The following is a 19239-nucleotide window of genomic DNA, read 5'->3' on the forward strand; positions in this document are numbered from 1 at the left end:
CTGATCTCTGGGACGGTCGGCAGTTGGGTGTGTGGGATGGTCTCGCTCATGGCGCGGCAGTGTACGCCACGCCGTGGCGATCAGGGACTTGGGCTGACAGGCGCGACGCCACCCTAAGCCGAGCGTCGGCTGCGCAGGCGCTGCTCGTATTGCGCGCGATACAGCCTGGCGAAGCCGTGTAGTACCGGCATCACAACGGCCCAGATCAGCGCCAGAATGGCCAGGGTTTGCCAGGTGCCGAGCGGCAAGGTCACACCTGCGATCTTGGCGCCGCCGTAATAAGACAGCGGTGCGGCAAGTGCGCCCAGCAGGCTGCCGCGCCACCAGGGCTGCGCCGTCCAGGCCAGGCAGTGGTTGAGCGTGCTGGCCAGCAGCAGCCAGAGTAGCGCCAGCCACAGGGGGATCAACTGGCGCGGTTCGCCGAAGTCGAACACCCCGAGGTTGAGCAGAAAACTGTCCAGCGCACTGCCGGCGAGAAACACGCTGAGCAGCAGCTTGCCTTCCGCTGCCCAGCTGCTGACCCACAGCAGGTGCACGCCGATGATCGCCGCCACTACCAGCAGCCAGGGGCCATCGCCGGCGAACACGCAGACGAGCCAGCCGAGCTGGAACAGGAGGGCGTTGGCGATCAGCTTAGGCATCGAAGTTTCCTAACAGTGGCGCAGGGCGAGCGGCCGGTTTGGCCAGCAGCAGTTGCGCGGTGCCAATGGTGCGTTCGAGGAAGCCGCCTTCGCAATAGCAGAGGTAGAACTCCCACAGGCGATAGAAGTAATCGTCGTAGCCCAACTGCTCCAGACGCTGGCGGGCCTGGCGCAGGTTGTCATGCCACAGGCGCAGGGTGCGCGCGTAATGCAGGCCGAAGTCTTCCATGTGATGCAGGTTGAGGTCGGTATGCCGGGTGACCACGTCTAGCATCTTCTGCACCGAGGGCAGGGCGCCGCCAGGGAAGATGTAGCGCTGGATGAAATCCACCGAGCGGCAGGCCTGCTCGTAGCGCTGGTCGCGAATGGTGATGGCCTGCAGCAGCATCAGCCCTTCGGGCTTGAGCAGGCGCGCGCACTGCTCGAAATAGGTGGGCAGGTAGCGGTGACCGACTGCCTCGATCATCTCGATGGAAACCAGCTTGTCGTATTGGCCCTTGAGGTCGCGGTAGTCCTCCAGCAACAGGGTCACGCGGTCCTCCAGGCCCAGCTCGCGGATGCGTCGCTCGGTGTAGGCATGTTGCTCGCGCGACAGCGTGGTGGTGGTCACCCGGCAGCCGTAATGGCTCGCGGCATAGAGCGCCATGCTGCCCCAGCCGGTGCCGATTTCCAGCAGATGATCGGAGGGCTGCAGGGCGAGTTTCTGGCAGATGCGCTCGAGCTTGTTGAGCTGCGCCTGCTCCAGGCTGTCGTCCTCGGTCCTGAACATCGCCGCCGAGTACATCATGGTCGAGTCGAGAAATTGCTCGAACAGATCGTTGCCCAGATCATAGTGTGCGGCGATATTGCGCCGCGAACCTTGCCGAGTGTTGCGATTGAGCCAGTGCAGGCCCTGGATCAGCGGCCGCCCGAGGCTTGCCAGGCCGCCCTCCATGGCGTCCAGCACATCGAGGTTGGCGACGAAGATGCGGATCACTGCAGTCAGGTCCGGCGTGCTCCAGTAACCGTGGATATAGGCCTCGCCCGCGCCGATGGAGCCGTTGCCGGCCACCAGGCCCCAGATGGCCGGGTCGTGCACCCGGATCTCGGCGCGCAGCTCGCTCTGCGGCGTGCCGAAATGCAGGGTATCGCTGCCCTCCTGGATCAGCAGCAGACCGTGGCGCAGGTTTTCCAGCTGGCGCAGTACGGCGCGTCGCAAGAGGCTGGCACCGATACCGTTGCCACTGCGTACCAGGCTTCGGGTAGAGGTCAGGCTAGAGCTCTTCATGGTGCATGTCCTTCACGTGCGGGCGGGCAACGCGCAAGTGGCCTTGCGCGGGGGTGTGGTCGAAAATCGGGATACGCTTGAGCAGCAGGCGCAGGGCCTGCCAATAGATGGCGGCCAGGGTCTTGCCGGCCATCCACGGGAAGCTGAGCAGATAGCGATGCAGGCTGGCGCGGTCGAGCGCCTGGCGCTGCAGGCTGAGGCTGGCATCGAAGACCTTGGTTTCGCCTTGCCAGTCGGCCATGTGCACGCCAAGACGTTCGCCCACCGCGCTGAAACTCATGCGGTATTCCAGCTCGCGCGGCAGGAAGGGCGACACGTGGAAGGCCTTATCCACGCTGACCTGGTGGCGCCCATCGCCCTCTGCCGGCAGCACGTAGTGATAGCGCTCGCGCCACGGCGTGTTGCTGACTTCGCAGAGAATCGCCACCAGGCGTTCATCTGTGTCATGGCAGTAAAAAATGCTCACCGGATTGAAGGCCAGGCCCCAGCTGCGCGGCTGTGTCAGCACACAGATGCGACCCTGCGGGCGCGTGCCCAGTGCCTCCTCGACGAGATCGCGCACCGCCTGGTGCAGCGCCACGCCCTGGCGCGTGGCCTTGGGCAAATAGTCGGTCTCGCGGAAGGCGAACGGCGCGAAGCGGCCGGAGCCGGCCAGCTTCGACAGGGAGAACAGCTGCGCCTGCTCGCTCAGGTCGAGGTACAGCAGGCCCATGCGATAGCGAAAGGCATGGGCGCGCGGGGCGAAGCGGCGATGCTGCACCCAGCCGCCGTACAGGGCGCTGTGCATCACAGCGTTTCTCCGAAGGCGCGGGCCACGCGCAGCGCGCTGACCACGCCGTCTTCATGGAAGCCGTTGGCCCAGTAGGCGCCGCAGTAATAAGTGTGCTGGGCGCCGAGCAATTCCTCCCAGCGCGCCTGGGCAGCGGTGCCGGCCAGGCTGTACTGCGGATGGGCGTACTGGAAGCGCGCGAGGATCTTGGTCGGGTCGATGGCAGCCGTCTGGTTGAGGCTGACGCAGAAGGTCTTGTCTGCCTCGACGCCCTGCAGGATGTTCATGTTGTAGGTGACGGCTGCAGGCTGATCGGTCGGCCCGCCCAGCCGGTAGTTCCAGCAGGCCCAGGCCAGCTTGCGCTTGGGTAGCAGGCGCGTGTCGGTGTGCAGCACCACGTCGTTGTTGGCGTAGGGCAGGGCGCCGAGAATGTCCTGCTCCTGCGCGCTGGCCTGATCGAGCAGGGCCAGGGCCTGATCGCTGTGGCAGGCGAAGATCACCTTGTCGAAGCGCTCGCTGCCGGCGGCGCTGTGTAGGGTGACGCCGTCCTGATCACGGACGACGCGGCTGACCGGGCAGTTGAGGCGAATACGTTCGGCGAAGCTTTCGGTCAGCGGCGCCACGTAGCTGCGCGAGCCGCCTTCGATCACCTGCCAGGTAGGCCGGTCGCTGACCGAGAGCAGGCCGTGGTTCTTGCAGAAACGCACGAAGAACTGCAGCGGGAAACCGAGCATGTCGGCCAGCGACATCGACCAGATCGCCGAGCCCATCGGCACGATGTAATGCTCGATGAAGCGGCGGCCGTAGCAGTTGCGCTCGAGATACTGGCCGAGCGTGACATCGGCGCCGATGCGGTTGCTGGCCAGGTCGTCGAGCGACTGGCGGTTGAAGCGCAGGATGTCGCGCAGCATGCCCCAGAAGGCCGGCGACAACAGGTTGCTGCGCTGGGCGAACAGGGTGTTGAGGTCGTGGCCGTTGTACTCCACGCCGGTGGCCGGGTCGCTTACCGAGAAGCTCATTTCGGTGGGCTTGTAGCGCACCCCGACCTGCTCCAGCAGGCGAATGAAGTTGGGGTAGGTCCAGTCGTTGAAGACGATGAAACCGGTGTCGATGGCGTAGTTTCGCCCCTCCACCTGCACGTCGACGGTGTGGGTATGGCCGCCGATCCAGTCGCTGGCCTCGAACACCTGGATGTCGTGCCGGCGGTTGAGCAAATAGGCACAGGTCAGGCCGGCGATGCCGCTGCCGACGATGGCGATTTTCATGCGTTGTCCTCGTTACGCGCCAGACGGCGACCTATGGCCAGTTGCAGGCTGCTGGGCAGGCTGCCGAGCAGTTTCAGGACGGCGATGAAGGGAGTGGGAAAGGCGATTTCGTGCGGACGCTTGTCCAGGCGCGCGGCGATATACCGGGCGGCGCGCTCCGCCGGCCAGCGCATGGGCATGGGGAAGTCGTTCTTCTGCGTCAGGGGGGTATCAACGAACCCGGGGCTAACCAGGGTGACGTCGATGCCTTCTGCCGCCAGGTCGATGCGCAGCGTCTGCAGCAAATAACGCATGGCCGCCTTGGAGGCGCCGTAGGCTTCGGCTCGTGGCAGCGCCAGGAAGGTTACCGAACTGCCGACCCCGACCAGATGCGGGCGCTCACCCTGGCGCAGCAGAGGCAGGGCGGCTTCTAGGCAGTAGCTGGCGGAAAACAGGTTGGCGTTGACCACGCGTTCGATCATCGCCGCCTGGAACTGGCGTACGTCGACATACTCGCAGGTGCCGGCGTTGAGGATCGCGCAGTCCAGCGCGCCCCACTGTTGGGCGATGCGCTCACCGATGGCGCGCACCTGCTCGGGGTCGGTCAGATCACCGGGGGCCACCAGTACCTGCTCGCCATAACGTGCGGCCAGGGTATGCAGCGGGCCCGTGCTGCGGGCGCTGAGCGCCAGTCGATGGCCGGCGCGCAGCAGTTCCTCGGCCAGGGCAGCGCCGATGCCGCTGCTGGCGCCGGTCAGCCAGATGCGTTTCATGCCAGCCTCCGTTTCAGCCAGGCGATCACGCGGCCAAGCACGGGCAGGTGCTCGTAAAGCAGCGCGCCGGCATCGAAGTAGTCGCGGTGCCGGTAGACGCGCTCGCGCCAGAGCAGGTGCGAGCAACCTTCCACGGCGATTTCGGCACCGCCGCGCAGGCGCGGGTGGCGGTAGTACATGGTCCAGCGCAGGTAGCCTTCGCCGTCAGCAACCTGGTCAAAACCGTGAAAGTCGAAGCGCAGCGCCTCGACGTTGGCGTACAGCTCGGCGAAGTAGCGGCGCATCTCGCTCAGGCCGCGCACTTCATGCAGCGGGTCGCGAAACAGCACGTCGTCGCTATACAGCTCGCCCAGGCGGTCGAGGTTGTCCTTGTTCAGCGCGGCGAAGCGCTCGGCGAAGTCGCGTAGGAAAGTGCTCATGCCATGACCTCGCGGCCCGGAAGGTTCTTGAACGCGGCCAGGGCGCGCTCGCGCGAGCGCGACAGGTCGACGATCGGCCGCGGATAACCGGATGGCGCGAACAGGCCGCCGAGCGCGGACGGATCATGGATGTCGCGCTTGTTCAGCGCGGCCAGCTCCGGCACCCACTGGCGAATGAACTGGCCATCGGGGTCGAATTTCTGCGACTGGCTGATCGGGTTGAAGATGCGGAAGTAGGGCGCGGCATCGGTGCCGGTGGAGGCGCTCCACTGCCAGCCGCCGTTGTTCGCAGCCAGGTCGCCATCGATCAGGTGACGCATGAAGAAGCGCTCGCCCTCGCGCCAGTCGATCAGCAGGTTCTTGGTCAGGAACATGGCGACGACCATGCGCAGGCGGTTGTGCATCCAGCCGGTCTCCAGCAACTGGCGCATGGCCGCGTCGATGATCGGCAGGCCGGTGCGGCCCTCCTGCCAGGCGGCCAGCTCCTGCGGCGCGTTGCGCCAGGGCAGCGCCTCGGTTTCCAGGCGAAAGGCCCGATGCCGCGATACCCGCGGGTAACCGACCAGTATGTGCTTGTAGAACTCGCGCCAAAGCAGCTCATTGATCCAGGTAACGACGCCCTGGTTGCCGCTGTCGAATTCGCCACGGTTGGCGGACAGGGCGGCATGCAGGCATTGCCGGGGCGAGAGGATGCCGGCGGCCAGGTAGGCCGAAAGCTGGCTGGTGCCCGGTTTGGCGGGGAAGTCGCGTTCGTCCTGGTAGAAGGCCACCTGTTCGTCGGCAAAGTGCTCCAGACGTTGCTGCGCCGCTTGCTCTCCGGCGGGCCACAGCAGGCGCAAGCCGTCGCTGGGCGTGGCGAAGCCCTTGACGCTGTCGGGAATGGCGTCGCGCTTCACGTACAGCGGCGTCTGCGCCTTTGGCAGCGCGACCGGCGCCGGCATGGCTGTGTGCAGGCGCTCGTAGCAGACCTTGCGGAACTGGCTGTAGACCTGAAAGTAACCACCGGACCGTGTCAGCACGCTGCCCGGCTTGAACAGAAGCTGGTCGAGATGGCTGTGCCAGGTGATCGCCTGCTGGTTGAGGTAGGCGCTGACCTGCCGATCACGCTGGCTTTCGTTGATGCCGTATTCCTCGTTGGCGTGCACGGCGCAGATGTTGTGCTCCTGGCAGACATCGGCGACCAGGACCGGCACTTCGCTCCAGTCATGGCACTGGCGCACCAGCAGCGGCACGTTGAGTGCGGCCAGAGCCTGGCTCAGCTCACGCAGGTTGCGCAGCCAGAAGTCCACCTTGCACGGTGCATCGTCGTGGCGCTGCCATTGGCCCGGTGTGACGAGATACAGGGCGATGGTCGAGCCGCTACTCATGGCCTGGCTCAGGGCGGTGTTGTCCTGAATGCGCAGGTCACTGCGAAACCACATCAGTTGTTGCATGGGGTTACCTCTTGAGCGCTTAGCAGGCGGTGACGCTGCAGCCAGGCATGCGCGGCGAGCGGGTCGTTGGCCGAATCCAGGCCAGTGAGGGCGTCGCGGTGAATGTAGGCAGCCGGGCCGGCGATCAGCAGCGGCACCGGGCATTGTTCGGCCAGGCGTGGCAACTGGCGGCGCACCAGGGTGCCGTCCAGTGCGTCCTCGGCATAGAGCAACACGGCACGCGGTGCGATGTGTTCCAGCGCCGTCAGCAATTCATTGGGCGGCAGCGGCCAATCGAAGACTTCCACCGGGCAATCGCTGGCACTGGCCAGCCAGGCGCACAGCCACAGGCCCGGCTCCATCGGCGCCTTGCCCAGGTTGACCAGTAGCAGCGGCGCGCCGCCGACCTGGCGATTGCAGTGGTAGATGCGGGTGGCCAGTTTGCTGCGCAGCCAGGACAGGAAGAACACCTGCTCGGCGCGAGCACCGAACTGGCCCTGCCAGCGCTGGTGCAGGTCGCCGAGCAGTGGCCAGAACAGCTGTTCGACCAGGGTGCTGGCCGGGTAGAGCGCCAGTGCCGAGTTGAAGCGATCGTCCAGGCGACGTTCATTGAGCTGGACGATGCAGCCGAGCATCTCGTTGCGCTGGCGTGTCCAGTTGTCGCTGCCGGTGGCCTGGGGCACCTGGCCGTGGTCGAGCAGCGCCTTGACCTGGCCGACGGCAACACCGCGGGCCAGCCAGGCGAGAATGGCGTTGATGCGTTCGAGGTTGGCCGGCGAATAGAGGCGATGGCCCTTGGGCGTACGGTACGGCACGATCAGGCCGTAGCGGCGCTCCCAGGCGCGCAGGGTCACCGGGTTGATGCCGGTGCTGCGCGCCACCTCGCGGATCGGCAGGTAGCCCTGGTCGAGCGCCTGGCGGTAATCATGGCTGCTGTCTTCGTCGGCAGCGGTTTCGCGGGTCATGGCGTCACAGCGCGTTGCGCAGGGCAAGAGGCTCAGGGTGTGGCTGCAGGTAGGCCTGCTCGGCGATGTAGCGATCCGGGTGGCGGCGGAAGTGGTGCTTGAGCAGCGTCAACGGCACCACCAGCGGCACGATGCCCTCGCGGTACTGGCCGATCAGTTGCTGCATCTCCTGCTTCTCGTCAGGGCTCAGGGTGCGCTTGAGATAACCGCTCAGATGCTGCAGCACGTTGCTGTGGGTGCCGCGGGTGGCACATTTCTTCAGCGCGCTCATCAGCTCGCTGAAGTAGTGCGGCGCCAGTTCGCCGAGGTCGTGTTGGCTCAGTTCGCCGAGCAGGCGCCCCAGCGACTTGTAGCGCAGCGGGTCGGTGGCCATCAGCAGGTACTTGTAGCGCGAGTGAAAACCGATCAGCGCGCGACGGGTCAGCCCCTGTTGCAGCAGGCGCTGCCATTCGGCGTGGGCGTAAACGCGGGTGATGAAGTTCTCGCGCAGCACCGGATCGTTGAGGCGACCGTCTTCCTCCACCGGCAGGTCCGGGTGCAGCGCGCAGAAGGTGGCGGCGAAGATGCCGCGGCCTGGCTCGCTCGGGCGACCGCCGTCCTGATAGACCTTGACTCGCTCCAGGCCGCAGGAGGGCGATTGCTGCATGAAGATATAGCCGTTGATGCCCTGCAGTTCGCTCGCCATGCGTTCGCCATAGGCGGCCAGCGCATCGGTCACGTCGCGCGAGCGGTCGACGGTGCCGACAGCGCGCGGCGCCTGCGGATCACCGACCAGGCGAATCGGCTCGCGTGGGATCGGCATGCCGATCCCGACTTCCGGGCAGACCGGAACGAAGTCGAAGTGTTCGGCCAGGCTGCGGCTGCACAGGCGCGACAGCTTGTGGCCGCCGTTGTAGCGTACCTCGGCACCCAGCAGGCAGGCGCTGATACCCAGTTTGGCTTTGCTCGCTTGCATAACCCGACCTCGAAGAACCTTGTACATGAAGTTGATCATGTACAACTTGCGTCCATCATAAGTGTGCGGTTGTACAAGTCAAATCATTTGTACAGCTTTTGTATTGCTTTGTCGGGCAGGCACACGGCAACCGCAGAAGCGGCGCCGTTGAGAGCGGGGAGGAGGATCAGCGCCAGCCTTGTAGCCAGCGCTCGCAATCCTGCAGTTGACGCCAATCGAGTTGCTGGCTGCGTCGGGTGAGTACCGCCTGGAGTTCGACACCAAGGATATTGTCGGCCTCGTCGCGGATCAGTTCGGTGACCAGGAAGTGGCGCTCGCGATTCTGTGGTTGCGCTGCCGTCCACTTCGACAGCAGCAGCTTGCGCGGGTTGAGATGACGCCTGCCAGGCCTGTGGTTGGGCAAACTCACTGCAGGTGCTCGAGCAGGCGCCGCGCCGCATCCTGGCCACTGAGCCAGGCACCCTCGACGCGACCGGACAAGCACCAGTCGCCACAGGCATACAGCCTCAGGTCGGCATCGGCCAGCGCGCCCCACTGGTGCGCCTGCGCCGGCCGGGCGTAGAGCCAGCGGTGAGCGAGGGTGAAACTCGGTGGCGGCACCGTGCAGCCGATCAGTTCGGCGAAAGCGCCATGCAGTTGTTCGATCACCGCCTCCCTGGCCAGGTCCAGATGCTGTCGGCTCCAGGCGCTACTGGCGTGCAGTATCCAGGTGTCGAAGTGGTTGTCTCGGCCGGGTTTGCTGCGGTTGCGGGCGAGCCAGTCGATCGCGCTGTCCTGCACGAAGCAGCCCTCCACGCGGGTGTCCAGCGCGCTGTCGAAGCCCAGCGCCACTGCCCAGGTCGGCTCCATGACCACGCTCGCTGCGGCGCCGGCCAGTTTCGGTGCGGCCGCCAGCAGGGCACTGGCCTGCGGCGCGGGCGTGGCAACGATGACGTGACTGAAGGGGCCGTGGCTGTTGCCGTCGGCGTCCAGCAAGCTCCAGTAGCGGTCGCCGCGGAAAACTTCGGTGATGCGGCAGTTGAACCTGACCGGCAGGGCACCGAGCATGGCGCGGGTGATGGCGCTCATGCGTGGGCTGCCGACCCAACGCACCTGCTCATCCGGCGAGGCGCTGAGCTGACCATCCTGAGCGTTGTACAGACTTGGCTGCCACTCGGCGGCCCAGCCCCGCGTTTGCCATTGCTGCACCACTTCGACGAAGCGCCGGTCGCGGGCGGTGAAGTACTGTGCGCCCAGATCCAGGCTGCCGGCGTCGCTGCGTTTGCTGGCCATGCGCCCGCCGCTGCCGCGACTCTTGTCGAACAGTTCGATGTCCTGCCCGGCGGCATGCAGGGCCTGGGCGGCGGAGAGCCCTGCGATGCCGGTGCCAATGATGGCGATGGGTGCGTTCATGGTTACCTCGTCAGCGCTGAATGCTCTACAGGCTAAGGTTTGGACAAAAGCTATACAAGGATGTTTTCATGTATAGATGTCACCGAAAGTGGCGCTCCCTTGCTTTAGGTTTAGGACAAACGCGGCATTCGATAAAGGCACGTGTGCGCGTCATGAACCAGACTAAAGGTGAAGTTACTTCCATTGCCAAGCGAGGACGATGCCATGCACATCCTGCTGACCGGCGGTACCGGTCTCATCGGTCGGGCGCTCTGTGCGCACTGGGCCGAGCGGGGCCACCGCCTCACCGTCTGGAGTCGTGAACCCAGCAAGGTCGCACGTCTGTGCGGCTCCGACGTACGCGGTATCGCCCAGCTCGAGGAGCTGGCTGACGAGCCCCTGGACGCCGTGATCAACCTGGCCGGCGCGCCGATTGCCGACAAACCCTGGAGCAGCAAGCGTAAGGCGCTGCTGTGGTCCAGCCGTATTGGTTTGACCGAGCAATTGCTGGCCTGGTTGCAGGGCCGTACGCAGCGCCCGGCCGTCTTGTTGTCTGGCTCGGCAGTGGGTTGGTACGGCAACGGCGGTGAACGTGAGCTGAGCGAAAGCACGCTGCAGGTGACCGATGATTTCGCCGCGCAGTTGTGCGGCGCCTGGGAGGAGACCGCTCTGCGTGCCGAGGAGCTGGGGGTTCGCGTGGTGCTGATCCGTACCGGCCTGGTGCTGAGCCCCGATGGCGGCGTGCTCAAACGCCTGCTGCCGCCATTCAGGTTCGGCTTGGGTGGCCGCCTCGGCGATGGCCGGCAGTGGATGCCGTGGATTCATATCGCCGATCAAATCGGCCTGATCGATTTTCTCTTGCAGCAAGACGATGCTCGCGGTCCTTATAATGCCTGCGCGCCGATACCGGCGCGCAACGTCGAGTTCACCAAGGCGCTGGGGCAGGCACTGAGTCGCCCGACCCTACTGCCGGTACCGGCCTTCGTGCTGCGTACTGCGCTGGGCGAGATGTCCGAGTTGCTGCTCGGCGGTCAGCGTGCCGTGCCGACGCGCCTGCTGGAGGCGGGCTTCAGTTTTCGTTTCACCCATCTGGATGTGGCTCTGGTGGATTTGCTGAGCCATCACTGACTAGGATTTCGCATGACCGATCACGCATTGTTGCTGGTTAACCTGGGTTCGCCCGCGTCCACCGAAGTAGCCGATGTCCGCCGTTACCTTAATCAGTTCCTGATGGATCCCTACGTGATCGATCTGCCCTGGCCGCTGCGTCGCCTGCTGGTGTCGCTGATCCTGATCAAGCGCCCTGCGGCGTCGGCGCATGCCTATGCATCGATCTGGTGGGATGAAGGCTCGCCGCTGGTGGTGCTCAGTCGCCGCCTGCAGGAGGCGATGAAAGCTCAGTGGAGTCATGGCCCGGTGGAACTGGCCATGCGCTACGGCGAACCGTCCATCGAGTCGACGCTGCAACGCCTGGCCGCTCAAGGCGTTCGCCAGGTGACGCTGGCGCCGTTGTATCCACAGTTCGCCGACAGCACCACGACCACGGTAATCGAAGAGGTCAAGCGGGTGGTGCGTGAGTGCGGGCTGGACCTGCGCCTATCCATACTGCCGCCGTTCTACGACCAGCCGGAATACCTCGATGCCCTGGTGGCCAGTGCCAAACCCTATCTGGAGCAGGATTTCGACCACCTGTTGCTGAGCTTCCACGGCCTGCCGGAGCGTCACCTGCACAAGCTCGATCCCAGTGGCCATTGCCTTAAAGGCGACGACTGCTGCCGCAGCGCTTCGCCCGAGGTGCTCGCTAACTGTTACCGCGCGCAGTGCCTGCGCAGCGCCGAGCTGTTCGCCGAGCGCATGGGCCTGGGCCCGGAGCAATGGTCGGTAAGTTTCCAGTCGCGCCTGGGGCGTGCCAAGTGGATCGAGCCCTACACCGAGGCGCGTCTCGATGAGTTGGCCGCGCAAGGAGTGAAGAAGCTGCTGGTAATGTGTCCGGCCTTCGTCGCCGACTGCATCGAGACCCTGGAGGAAATCGGTGATCGCGGCCGCGAGCAATTCGTCGAGGCCGGTGGCGAGAGCCTGCAACTGGTGCCCTGCCTGAACGATCACCCGGACTGGGTAGCGGCGCTGAACGCGCTGTGCGAGCGAGCGCCCTTGTCCATCTGAGTCGGACCTGATCGCCGAGGCGAGCCATTCGCCTCGGCAGGTATGAAGCATTCGCCGACCTGATAACACCTTCGAGCGATACTCACGGCTGTTTATATCGTCCTAAGCTGACGCCACTTTCAACCGCCGCATCGCATTCTGCGGTGCCGAGGAGAGCGTCCGTGCATAACAACAATAACGGCTACCCCTCCAGTGCCCGAGCCTGGGTCACTGTCGCCATCCTGATGGTGGCTTACGTGCTGTCCTTCGTCGATCGGCAGATTCTGAACCTGCTGGTCGAGCCCATCCGCCGCGATCTTGCGATCAATGACACGCAGATGAGCCTGCTGATGGGCCTCTCGTTTGCCCTGTTTTACACGATATGCGGGATTCCTCTCGGGCGCGTGGCCGATACGCGCAGCCGGCGAGGGTTGATCGCCGTGGGCATCCTGTTTTGGAGCGCTGCCACAGCTGCCTGTGGCATGGCCAAGATGTACTGGCAGTTCCTGCTCTGCCGCATCGGTGTCGGTGTGGGGGAGGCGGCGCTTTCGCCTGCAGCCTATTCGCTGATTGCTGACAGCTTTCCCGCCGAGCGCCGGGCTACGGCAATCAGCGTTTACTCGATGGGGGTCTATCTGGGCTCGGGCCTGGCCTTTCTGGTGGGCGGTCTGGTCATCCAATTCGCCTCGGCGCAGGGCGACGTGACCCTGCCGGTGCTGGGCGAGGTGCGTCCCTGGCAGCTGATCTTCCTGATTCTCGGTGTCGCCGGCGTGCTGTTCACCTTGCTGATGCTGGCAGTCAAGGAGCCGGCCCGGCGTGGCGCCGGCGCGGGCGTGGCGGTGCCGCTCAGCGAAGTGGGGCGCTACATTCGCGCCAACCGGCGTACCGTGCTGCTGCACAACTTCGGCTTCGCCGGTCTGGCCTTCGCCGGCTACGGCAGCGCGGCCTGGGTGCCGACCTTCTATATCCGTACCTATGGCTGGGACGCCGGCCAGGTTGGCATCGTCTATGGTTGCATCGTCGCGGTGTTCGGCTGCCTCGGCATCGTCTTCGGCGGACGCCTGGCGGACCTGATGGCCAAGCGTGGGCGCACTGACGCCAACATGCGCGTCGGTCTGTACGCCGCACTCGGTGCGCTGCCGCTGGTAGCGCTGTTCCCGCTGATGGACTCCGCGCTCTGGGCCAGTGTGCTGCTGGCGCCGACGGTGTTCTGCCTGAGCATGCCGTTTGGTGTGGCGCCTGCGGCGATTCAGGAAATCATGCCTAACTCGATGAGGGGACAGGCGTCGGCCATCTACCTGTTCGTCATTACTCTGTTCGGCCTGGGGGTAGGTCCGACCGCGGTGGCGCTGGTCACCGACTTCGTCTTTGCCGACGATGCGGCGCTGCGCTATTCGCTGCTGATCGTCACCACCCTGGCGGTGCTGACGTCGGTCATCCTGCTGGCCAAGAGTCTCAAGCCCTATCGTGAGAGCGTGACGCGACTGGAGCAATGGGCTGCCAGCCCGGCCTGAACAGGCGCCTTTTCTGCCTTGCCGGGCGTTGTCCGGCACGGTTTATGCGCCAGCGCACGGGCAGCATGGAATTTTTGCGCTTTACTGAGGTTCTGAGTGTTGCGCGCGTCACTCCGGCGCGCGCCAGCCAGGGAACCTCCGGATGGGAGCGAGGCCAGTGTCTGCCGTGCAGGGCAGGGCATTCAACGACTCGATAGTGTGGCGACGGTTAGTGCTGCCGGGGCTCGCTGCGCTCCTGTTGCTGGGCGGCTGCACGGGCCGCCTGGACAACGACTCCATCGTAAACACGCGCAGCCCGCTCAAGCCCGCCGAAGTGCTGCAGACCGACGTCGACCGCATGGCGACCCTGGCCATGCGCAACAACCTCAACAGCCTTTATCGGCTGATGAACAAGCTGTACCAGCGCAACCCGCGCGAATGGCGCAAGAACTCCCTGCCCGACGCCGCGGCGGCCGAGCGCGCCATCCAGTACGCCATCGAGCACAATCAGGACTGGCCGACTCTGGGCGGCCGGCGCGATGTCGCCGCGCTGGATTATTCCTTGAGCCCCGGGTTTCAGGGGGACCGCGTGGCGGCCTTCACCTATGCCATCGGCAGCATGTTGGTCACCGCGCACGGTGGCCGCACAGAGTTCTATCTGACCGATAGCTTCGATGCGCAATTCATCCACAACGCCGCGCGCAACCTGGAGAAGGCCGGCTGGATGCTGTCGCAGCGGCGAGACGCTGCAGGCCGGCCGTTGCTGCTGTCCAACGAGTTCTCCGAACAGGGTGCCAACCTCAGCTACGCGGTGGAGTTCGGCAAGATGGTGGCGCGTCTTGACTTGCTCACGCACGTGCTGGAGGAGCGCTACCGGCGCATGGGGGCCAACTATGCGCAGAGCCTGTTCCTGCTGAACTTCCTGCCGGTGCAGTAGCGCGTCACGGATGCCAGCGCTGCTGGATCTCCTCCAGCGTTCCGGCTTTGCGCAGACGCACCAGGGCTTCGGAAAATTGCCGGGCGCGCTCGGTATCGCCTTTGGCGAAGGCGACGAAGCGCGGCATCCGGATCAGCGGGCGAGGGAGCACGCGCACCTGCTTCTGGGCGCGCTGTTCACGAATGAAATAAAGCAGCTGGGTGTGGTCACCGACGATGATGTCGATGCGCCCGGCCAGCAGCATCGATACCAGTTGCCGTGGGTTCTGTGCACTGCTGTCGCGGGCCAGATCGGCGCGATCGAATTTCTCTTCATAGGCATAGCCGCGGACCTGGCCGATCACGTAGGGCGAAAGATCGTCCAGCGTCTTCCAGTCCGTGATCGCGGTCTTGGCGGTGGTCATGAATACGGTGGAGCCACTGCGCAGCGGGCCGACCAGTTCGTATTGCTGCTGACGTTGCGCGGTGCCGGCGAACTGGAAGGCCATCTGCACTTCGCCACGATCGAGCATGCGCTTGACTCGCTCCCAGGGATACAGACGAATTTCGTAGGGTACTTGTGCTTCGTGTAGCACGGCGTCGATCAGTTCGACATCGAGCCCGCGTGGCGTATCGTCTTCGGCAGTGACGAAACTGTAGGGCGCGAACTGCTCGTCGCCCACGACCCGCCAGGGCTGCGCTGCCAGCGAATGGGTCAGAGCCAGCAGAGCGAACAGCAGATAGCGCATGGCGGGATACCTTGTGACCGACCTGTATTCAGGCTAGTCAGTTTCTGCGAACGAGGCGGCTGAAACGATGAATATCAGACCTTGCGCACGAACTCGGACTTGAGCTTCATCGCGCCGATGCCATCGATCTTGCAGTCGATATCGTGATCGCCGTCGACCAGGCGGATGTTCTTCACTTTGGTGCCGACCTTGACCACCAGCGGGGAGCCTTTGACCTTCAGGTCCTTGATCACGGTGATGGTGTCGCCGTCCTGCAGCAGGTTGCCGACCGAGTCCTTGATCACGCGCGCGTCGTCGCTGGCCTCGGCATTCTCGCCGGCTTTCCATTCATGGGCGCACTCGGGGCAGACCAACTGATCGCCGTCTTCGTAGGTGTATTCGGAGTTGCATTTGGGGCAGGGCGGCAGAGCGGTCAAGGGGTATCCTCGGGGGTCATGAGAAAACCGCAGATTATATAGGGTTTTGTCGACGAGCGCTGCTCTAGGGCGAGGCGCGTCTGGCAGTCGAGTGTTTTAAATATTGGGCTTTTGTTGAGGCCGGTTTTACTGGGGATGCCCGTTTTGCGCCTTCAAGAGCGGTTAACGAATATGATTCGTCAAAAGATTTTAAGCGTATTCGTTTGACATATTTTACGGCTCGGGCAGACTGGCGGCAGATTCCGTTGCCGAACCGGGTAACGGGCAGCATCGCTGCAGCCCCTCTCTGGATGGAGCTGACCCGGTTCGAGCCGCCGTCGGAAGGCGACACGCTGGCTCAGGAAGAGCATGGGTGCACGGGGTTAGCCAAACAGGCCAACCGTGTAGGCAGAGCCTCTGCCGGACACCGGTCTGCACAGCAACGACAGGCCCGGCCTGTTCCAAGGTGACGTATGTCCGACAACAAGATTCGCAGCACCGCTCGCAAACCCGTCGTGTTGATGTCCATGGGCGCTCAAGAGCGCAAGGGCCACGACTATCAGGTAATGACCCACAAATACATCCAGCCTCTGGTCGAGTTCTCCGGCTGCGTACCGGTACTGGTGCCGACCTGCTGTGGCATCGAGGATCTCGAGCGGTACTTGGATATGGCCGACGGCGTGTACCTCACCGGTGCCGGCAGTAACATCGACCCGGCGCTTTATGGGCAGGAGAACGAAACGCCGAACAAGGGTCAGGATCGTGACCGCGATCTGTTCGACCTGCCGCTGATTCGTGCCGCCATCGCCCGCGGCCTGCCGATCTTCGGCATCTGCCGTGGCATGCAGGAAATCAACGTGGCGCTGGGCGGGGACATCTACCAGAAGGTCTATGCCGAGCCCGGCTTCAACGATCATCGTGAAAATCCCGATGACCCGGTCGAGGTGCAGTACGCACCCAGCCACAGCGTGCGCCCGGTAGCGGGCAGCTGGTTCGCCGAATTGCTGGGCAAGGACAAGATTCAGGTCAACTCCCTGCATGGCCAGGCCATTCGCAACCTGGGCAAGGGGTTGGAAGTGCTGGCCACCGCCGAGGATGGCCTGATCGAGGCGGTTCACGCGCCAAGCCTGTCGCCGTTCCTCGTCGCGGTGCAGTGGCACCCGGAATGGCAGGCTGCACTGAACCCGGATTCGGTGAAGATCTTCCAGGCTTTCGGTGACGCCTGTCACCGTCGTGTGGCCTCGCGTAGCAGCCGTCAGGCTGCCTGAACCAGGCGCCGCCGCCGGCCTTTGAATCAGTAGGGGCTTGGCGGCTGCGGCCAGTTAAGAGTGCCACTGTCGCTGAAGCGGCGCGTGCCGAACAGGCCATCGGCCAGTTTGCCGCGCAATACGTAGGGCACTTCCTGGCCCGGTTGATAGCCTGCGACGCCCCAGGCCTGGCGCATTACCGAAAACGCCGAAATGCTCACCGGCACGCTCACCAACGTTTCGCCGAAGCGCGGCACGCTGCCGCTCTGGTCGCTGACGCCACTGGCCAGCGGCTGGCCGTTCACGTCCAGATCCAGCGCCATGCCATTGAAGTTCACCGAGCTGTCATTGGGGTTCTGCACCCGCAGCTTGACCGCGAAGCGCACCTCCAGGCCCTGGCCGGGCAAAGGCTCCAAGCCGACCAGATCGACCCGCAACGGATCACGGTTGCCCAGGCTGGCGCAGGCGCTGAGGCCAGCGGCGAACAGGGTGACAAGGCAAAGACGGAGCAGACGGGGCATGGCGATCTTCCCTGGACTTTGTGGGTTCAGGATAAAAGACCGCTGTGCGTGTAATTAGCTCCCGACACGTTGCCGGCTGCCCAGTACCAGCGCGATGCCTCCGAGCACTGCAACGGCGCTGAGCATCAGACGCAGGCTCAGCGCTTCGCCCAGCAGCAGGCTGCCGCCGATGGCGGCGAGGATCGGTACGCTCAACTGCACCGTGGCCGCCTGGCTGGCACGCAGACCGGGCAGTGCGCTGTACCAGATGGCGTAGCCGATACCCGAGGTCAACGCGCCGGACAGCAGTGCGTAGACCAGGCCAGGCCCATCCCAGTCGAGCTGTCCTAACAGTAGCGCCGCCAGCAGTAATGCCAGCGGCGTTGCGCGTATGAAATTGCCGGCGGTGACCGCCAGTGGATCGCCCTGGCCGCGTCCAAGCAGGGAGTACGCGCCCCAGGCGACACCGGCCAGCAGCATCAGCAATGCGGCCAGCAACGGTGGCGCGCTGGCGCCTGGTAGCAGCAGCGCCAACAGGCCCGCCGTGGCCAGCGCCGTACCGAGGCTGGCGGCCAGGCCCAGGCGTTCGCCGCGCAGCCAGCCCCAGAGCAGCATGCTCAACTGCACCGCGCCGAACAGCAGCAGGGCGCCGGCACCGGTGTCCAGTTGCAGGTAGGCGAAGGAAAAGGCGGCCGCATAGATAAACAGCGCCAGTGCGCCAGGCCAACTGCCGGCCATGGGTTGGCCGCGTTGCCGCAATTTCAGCAATAACCACAGGGTCACTGCACCGCAGAGCAGGCGAATGGCGGTGAAGCTGGCGGCGTCGATTTCGGTTTCACGCAGTGCCAGGCGGCATAGCAGCGAGTTGCCGGCGAATGCCAGCATGGCAAGGGAGGTGAGCAGCAGGATACGCGGAGGCATCGTCCATCCTTGGGTGAAGGTCTGGTGATGCCTCGCAGCTAAACACGTCCGGCGGACGCTTGGCATTGGCGGAAGGTCGCAAATCCCTGCGACCTTGGCCACTTAGGCGCGGGCGTCGATCAGAAATGCGCTTTGACCAACAGGCTGGCGGTGTTCTGGTTGGTCGGGCCGACGAAGTTGTCGCTGACGAAACCGCCATCCTTGATGCCGTACTTGTTCTTCCAGTAGTCGTATTCGATGCCTACGTACAGCTGTTTCTCGCCCCACTTCATCGCCTTGCCCAGGTCGTACTTGATCTGTGGGTTGAAGTGCAGGTTGGCCTGGTAGTCGCCGCGGCGGTTGCTGTCGTTGTCCACCACCCAGTCCATGAAGCCATCGATGAGGATGTCCGAGTCGCCGACCGGAATGGTGTAGCTCCACACCGGGGTGATCTGCCAGACGTTCTTGCCCGGGCGGCTGCCGTCCGGTTTGCGCAGGTAGGTGTTGAGCTGGAAGTAGTCGAAACCAGGGATATCCAGGTCGAATGCCGGGCCGAGCAGGTAGGCATCGACGTCCTTCTCGCCGAACTCGTAGGTGAAGGCCAGCAGCACGTCCTTGATCGGGCCGAAGGAAAGGTCGGCGCCGGTGATCTTGCCGAACGACAGACGCGGGCTGAATTCGCCGTAGTAGGTATGGCCGTCGCCGTTACCGTTCTGTGCGTCGGTGTTGAATTTGATCAGGTCGGTAAAGAAGAACAGGTCACCGAAACTCCAGCCGCTGGCATGCTCGAAGGTGATGGTCTGCTGGATCTCCGGATCGATCTTGAAGTCCTGCCCGTAGAGGTAGGTCAGGCTGTTGTTCTGCCAGTGCAGCAGATCATCGGCGACGGCCTGGCCGCCCGCCAGCAGACCGCTGGCGAGCACCAGCGAAGAGAGTGTGCGATTCATGGAAGCTCCTGGTGGTTAAGACGTGTCGTTATGATTTTTTGTGGCTTGCCGTCCCGGCAGACAACCTTTGGGCTGTCGCGAGGCGACGTGAGAAAACGCGCCCGGCGTTTTAAACCTGTCCGCCCGGTCAGGCTG

Annotated in this window: 21 protein-coding genes; 5 read left to right on the plus strand and 16 right to left on the minus strand. The window is 64.4% G+C overall.

All coding sequences use genetic code 11. From position 1 onward, the window contains the following. Positions 1-113 precede the first annotated feature (113 nt). The 11 genes from B3P22_RS21840 to B3P22_RS21890 all read right to left on the minus strand — a co-directional run bounded on the left by B3P22_RS21840 (position 114) and on the right by B3P22_RS21890 (position 9837). Complete coding sequence (locus B3P22_RS21840; RefSeq protein ID WP_275547124.1) at positions 114-641, minus strand: DUF2878 domain-containing protein; 528 nt, start codon at positions 639-641, stop codon at positions 114-116. Next, complete coding sequence (locus B3P22_RS21845) at positions 634-1908, minus strand: SAM-dependent methyltransferase (protein ID WP_296272514.1); 1275 nt, start codon at positions 1906-1908, stop codon at positions 634-636. Before B3P22_RS21845 ends, B3P22_RS21840 begins: the two co-directional genes overlap by 8 nt. After that, positions 1895-2695 (minus strand): DUF1365 domain-containing protein, encoded by an 801-nt coding sequence (locus B3P22_RS21850; protein ID WP_296272515.1) that lies wholly within the window; start codon positions 2693-2695, stop codon positions 1895-1897. Before B3P22_RS21850 ends, B3P22_RS21845 begins: the two co-directional genes overlap by 14 nt. Then, positions 2695-3942 carry an NAD(P)/FAD-dependent oxidoreductase gene (locus B3P22_RS21855; protein ID WP_296272516.1) on the minus strand — a complete coding sequence of 416 codons (1248 nt, stop codon included), beginning with the start codon at positions 3940-3942 and terminating at the stop codon, positions 2695-2697. Before B3P22_RS21855 ends, B3P22_RS21850 begins: the two co-directional genes overlap by 1 nt. After that, complete coding sequence (locus B3P22_RS21860; RefSeq protein WP_296272517.1) at positions 3939-4694, minus strand: SDR family NAD(P)-dependent oxidoreductase; 756 nt, start codon at positions 4692-4694, stop codon at positions 3939-3941. The genes B3P22_RS21855 and B3P22_RS21860 overlap by 4 nt, the downstream gene beginning before the upstream one ends. Beyond that, entirely contained in the window at positions 4691-5113 is a 423-nt protein-coding gene (locus B3P22_RS21865; RefSeq protein ID WP_296272518.1) for a nuclear transport factor 2 family protein, read from the minus strand. The genes B3P22_RS21860 and B3P22_RS21865 overlap by 4 nt, the downstream gene beginning before the upstream one ends. Beyond that, a complete protein-coding gene (phrB, locus tag B3P22_RS21870; protein WP_296272519.1) occupies positions 5110-6546 on the minus strand; it encodes a deoxyribodipyrimidine photo-lyase in 1437 nt (478 codons plus the stop codon). The genes B3P22_RS21865 and phrB overlap by 4 nt, the downstream gene beginning before the upstream one ends. After that, positions 6534-7490 carry a MerR family transcriptional regulator gene (locus B3P22_RS21875; RefSeq protein ID WP_296272520.1) on the minus strand — a complete coding sequence of 319 codons (957 nt, stop codon included), beginning with the start codon at positions 7488-7490 and terminating at the stop codon, positions 6534-6536. Before B3P22_RS21875 ends, phrB begins: the two co-directional genes overlap by 13 nt. Positions 7491-7494: 4 nt before the next feature. Continuing rightward, positions 7495-8445, minus strand: a complete 951-nt coding sequence (locus B3P22_RS21880; protein ID WP_296272521.1) for a DUF523 and DUF1722 domain-containing protein — start codon at positions 8443-8445, stop codon at positions 7495-7497. A gap of 166 nt (positions 8446-8611) precedes the next feature. After that, positions 8612-8854, minus strand: a complete 243-nt coding sequence (locus B3P22_RS21885; RefSeq protein WP_296272522.1) for a TIGR02450 family Trp-rich protein — start codon at positions 8852-8854, stop codon at positions 8612-8614. Further along, entirely contained in the window at positions 8851-9837 is a 987-nt protein-coding gene (locus tag B3P22_RS21890) for an NAD(P)/FAD-dependent oxidoreductase (RefSeq protein WP_296272523.1), read from the minus strand. The genes B3P22_RS21885 and B3P22_RS21890 overlap by 4 nt, the downstream gene beginning before the upstream one ends. A gap of 204 nt (positions 9838-10041) precedes the next feature. On the opposite strand from B3P22_RS21890, the gene B3P22_RS21895 reads away from it, so the two are divergent. The 4 genes from B3P22_RS21895 (at position 10042) to B3P22_RS21910 (ending at position 14388) form a co-directional block, all read left to right on the plus strand. Next, complete coding sequence (locus tag B3P22_RS21895; RefSeq protein WP_296272524.1) at positions 10042-10944, plus strand: TIGR01777 family oxidoreductase; 903 nt, start codon at positions 10042-10044, stop codon at positions 10942-10944. 12 nt (positions 10945-10956) lie between these two features. Then, on the plus strand, positions 10957-11979 hold the full coding sequence (gene hemH, locus B3P22_RS21900; RefSeq protein WP_296272525.1) for a ferrochelatase: 1023 nt from the start codon (positions 10957-10959) through the stop codon (positions 11977-11979). Positions 11980-12140: 161 nt separating this feature from the next. After that, the gene (locus tag B3P22_RS21905; RefSeq protein ID WP_296272526.1) at positions 12141-13472 is read left to right on the plus strand and encodes a spinster family MFS transporter; all 1332 of its coding nucleotides are present in this window, start codon (positions 12141-12143) and stop codon (positions 13470-13472) included. Between the two features lie 142 nt (positions 13473-13614). Beyond that, complete coding sequence (locus tag B3P22_RS21910; protein WP_296272527.1) at positions 13615-14388, plus strand: hypothetical protein; 774 nt, start codon at positions 13615-13617, stop codon at positions 14386-14388. 4 nt (positions 14389-14392) lie between these two features. Here the strand turns inward: B3P22_RS21910 and B3P22_RS21915 are convergent, their stop codons facing one another. Together B3P22_RS21915 and B3P22_RS21920 are read right to left on the minus strand one after the other, a co-directional pair. Next, entirely contained in the window at positions 14393-15115 is a 723-nt protein-coding gene (locus tag B3P22_RS21915; protein ID WP_296272528.1) for a substrate-binding periplasmic protein, read from the minus strand. Between the two features lie 74 nt (positions 15116-15189). Next, positions 15190-15531 (minus strand): zinc ribbon domain-containing protein YjdM, encoded by a 342-nt coding sequence (locus tag B3P22_RS21920; protein WP_296272529.1) that lies wholly within the window; start codon positions 15529-15531, stop codon positions 15190-15192. Between the two features lie 452 nt (positions 15532-15983). Here B3P22_RS21920 and B3P22_RS21925 point away from each other — a divergent pair, with 452 nt between their 5' ends. After that, positions 15984-16778, plus strand: coding sequence for a gamma-glutamyl-gamma-aminobutyrate hydrolase family protein (locus B3P22_RS21925; RefSeq protein ID WP_296272530.1), 795 nt, complete (start codon positions 15984-15986; stop codon positions 16776-16778). Positions 16779-16804: 26 nt separating this feature from the next. Here the strand turns inward: B3P22_RS21925 and B3P22_RS21930 are convergent, their stop codons facing one another. The 3 genes from B3P22_RS21930 to B3P22_RS21940 form a co-directional block, all read right to left on the minus strand. Then, positions 16805-17278: an LEA type 2 family protein gene (locus B3P22_RS21930; protein WP_296272531.1), complete on the minus strand. Its 474-nt coding sequence runs from the start codon at positions 17276-17278 to the stop codon at positions 16805-16807. A 54-nt stretch (positions 17279-17332) separates the two neighbouring features. Beyond that, complete coding sequence (locus tag B3P22_RS21935; protein ID WP_296272532.1) at positions 17333-18178, minus strand: DMT family transporter; 846 nt, start codon at positions 18176-18178, stop codon at positions 17333-17335. Positions 18179-18297: 119 nt separating this feature from the next. Continuing rightward, entirely contained in the window at positions 18298-19104 is an 807-nt protein-coding gene (locus tag B3P22_RS21940) for an outer membrane protein OmpK (RefSeq protein WP_296272533.1), read from the minus strand. Positions 19105-19239: the final 135 nt, after the last annotated feature.

Origin of the sequence: Pseudomonas sp. UBA6323 (assembly GCF_002439135.1) — a bacterium.
Classification (GTDB): Bacteria; Pseudomonadota; Gammaproteobacteria; order Pseudomonadales; family Pseudomonadaceae; genus Aquipseudomonas.

What these genes read in the sequence shown, in the direction of transcription:
- B3P22_RS21880 (WP_296272521.1), bottom strand. Translation starts at nt 8,445, where the DNA reads ATGCAAGCGAGCAAAGCCAAACTGGGTATCAGCGCCTGCCTGCTGGGT.
- B3P22_RS21925 (WP_296272530.1), top strand. Translation starts at nt 15,984, where the DNA reads ATGTCCGACAACAAGATTCGCAGCACCGCTCGCAAACCCGTCGTGTTG.
- B3P22_RS21915 (WP_296272528.1), bottom strand. Translation starts at nt 15,115, where the DNA reads ATGCGCTATCTGCTGTTCGCTCTGCTGGCTCTGACCCATTCGCTGGCA.
- B3P22_RS21860 (WP_296272517.1), bottom strand. Translation starts at nt 4,694, where the DNA reads ATGAAACGCATCTGGCTGACCGGCGCCAGCAGCGGCATCGGCGCTGCC.
- B3P22_RS21845 (WP_296272514.1), bottom strand. Translation starts at nt 1,908, where the DNA reads ATGAAGAGCTCTAGCCTGACCTCTACCCGAAGCCTGGTACGCAGTGGC.
- B3P22_RS21865 (WP_296272518.1), bottom strand. Translation starts at nt 5,113, where the DNA reads ATGAGCACTTTCCTACGCGACTTCGCCGAGCGCTTCGCCGCGCTGAAC.
- B3P22_RS21875 (WP_296272520.1), bottom strand. Translation starts at nt 7,490, where the DNA reads ATGACCCGCGAAACCGCTGCCGACGAAGACAGCAGCCATGATTACCGC.
- phrB (WP_296272519.1), bottom strand. Translation starts at nt 6,546, where the DNA reads ATGCAACAACTGATGTGGTTTCGCAGTGACCTGCGCATTCAGGACAAC.
- hemH (WP_296272525.1), top strand. Translation starts at nt 10,957, where the DNA reads ATGACCGATCACGCATTGTTGCTGGTTAACCTGGGTTCGCCCGCGTCC.
- B3P22_RS21855 (WP_296272516.1), bottom strand. Translation starts at nt 3,942, where the DNA reads ATGAAAATCGCCATCGTCGGCAGCGGCATCGCCGGCCTGACCTGTGCC.
- B3P22_RS21940 (WP_296272533.1), bottom strand. Translation starts at nt 19,104, where the DNA reads ATGAATCGCACACTCTCTTCGCTGGTGCTCGCCAGCGGTCTGCTGGCG.
- B3P22_RS21850 (WP_296272515.1), bottom strand. Translation starts at nt 2,695, where the DNA reads ATGCACAGCGCCCTGTACGGCGGCTGGGTGCAGCATCGCCGCTTCGCC.
- B3P22_RS21895 (WP_296272524.1), top strand. Translation starts at nt 10,042, where the DNA reads ATGCACATCCTGCTGACCGGCGGTACCGGTCTCATCGGTCGGGCGCTC.
- B3P22_RS21930 (WP_296272531.1), bottom strand. Translation starts at nt 17,278, where the DNA reads ATGCCCCGTCTGCTCCGTCTTTGCCTTGTCACCCTGTTCGCCGCTGGC.
- B3P22_RS21935 (WP_296272532.1), bottom strand. Translation starts at nt 18,178, where the DNA reads ATGCCTCCGCGTATCCTGCTGCTCACCTCCCTTGCCATGCTGGCATTC.
- B3P22_RS21910 (WP_296272527.1), top strand. Translation starts at nt 13,615, where the DNA reads ATGGGAGCGAGGCCAGTGTCTGCCGTGCAGGGCAGGGCATTCAACGAC.
- B3P22_RS21890 (WP_296272523.1), bottom strand. Translation starts at nt 9,837, where the DNA reads ATGAACGCACCCATCGCCATCATTGGCACCGGCATCGCAGGGCTCTCC.
- B3P22_RS21840 (WP_275547124.1), bottom strand. Translation starts at nt 641, where the DNA reads ATGCCTAAGCTGATCGCCAACGCCCTCCTGTTCCAGCTCGGCTGGCTC.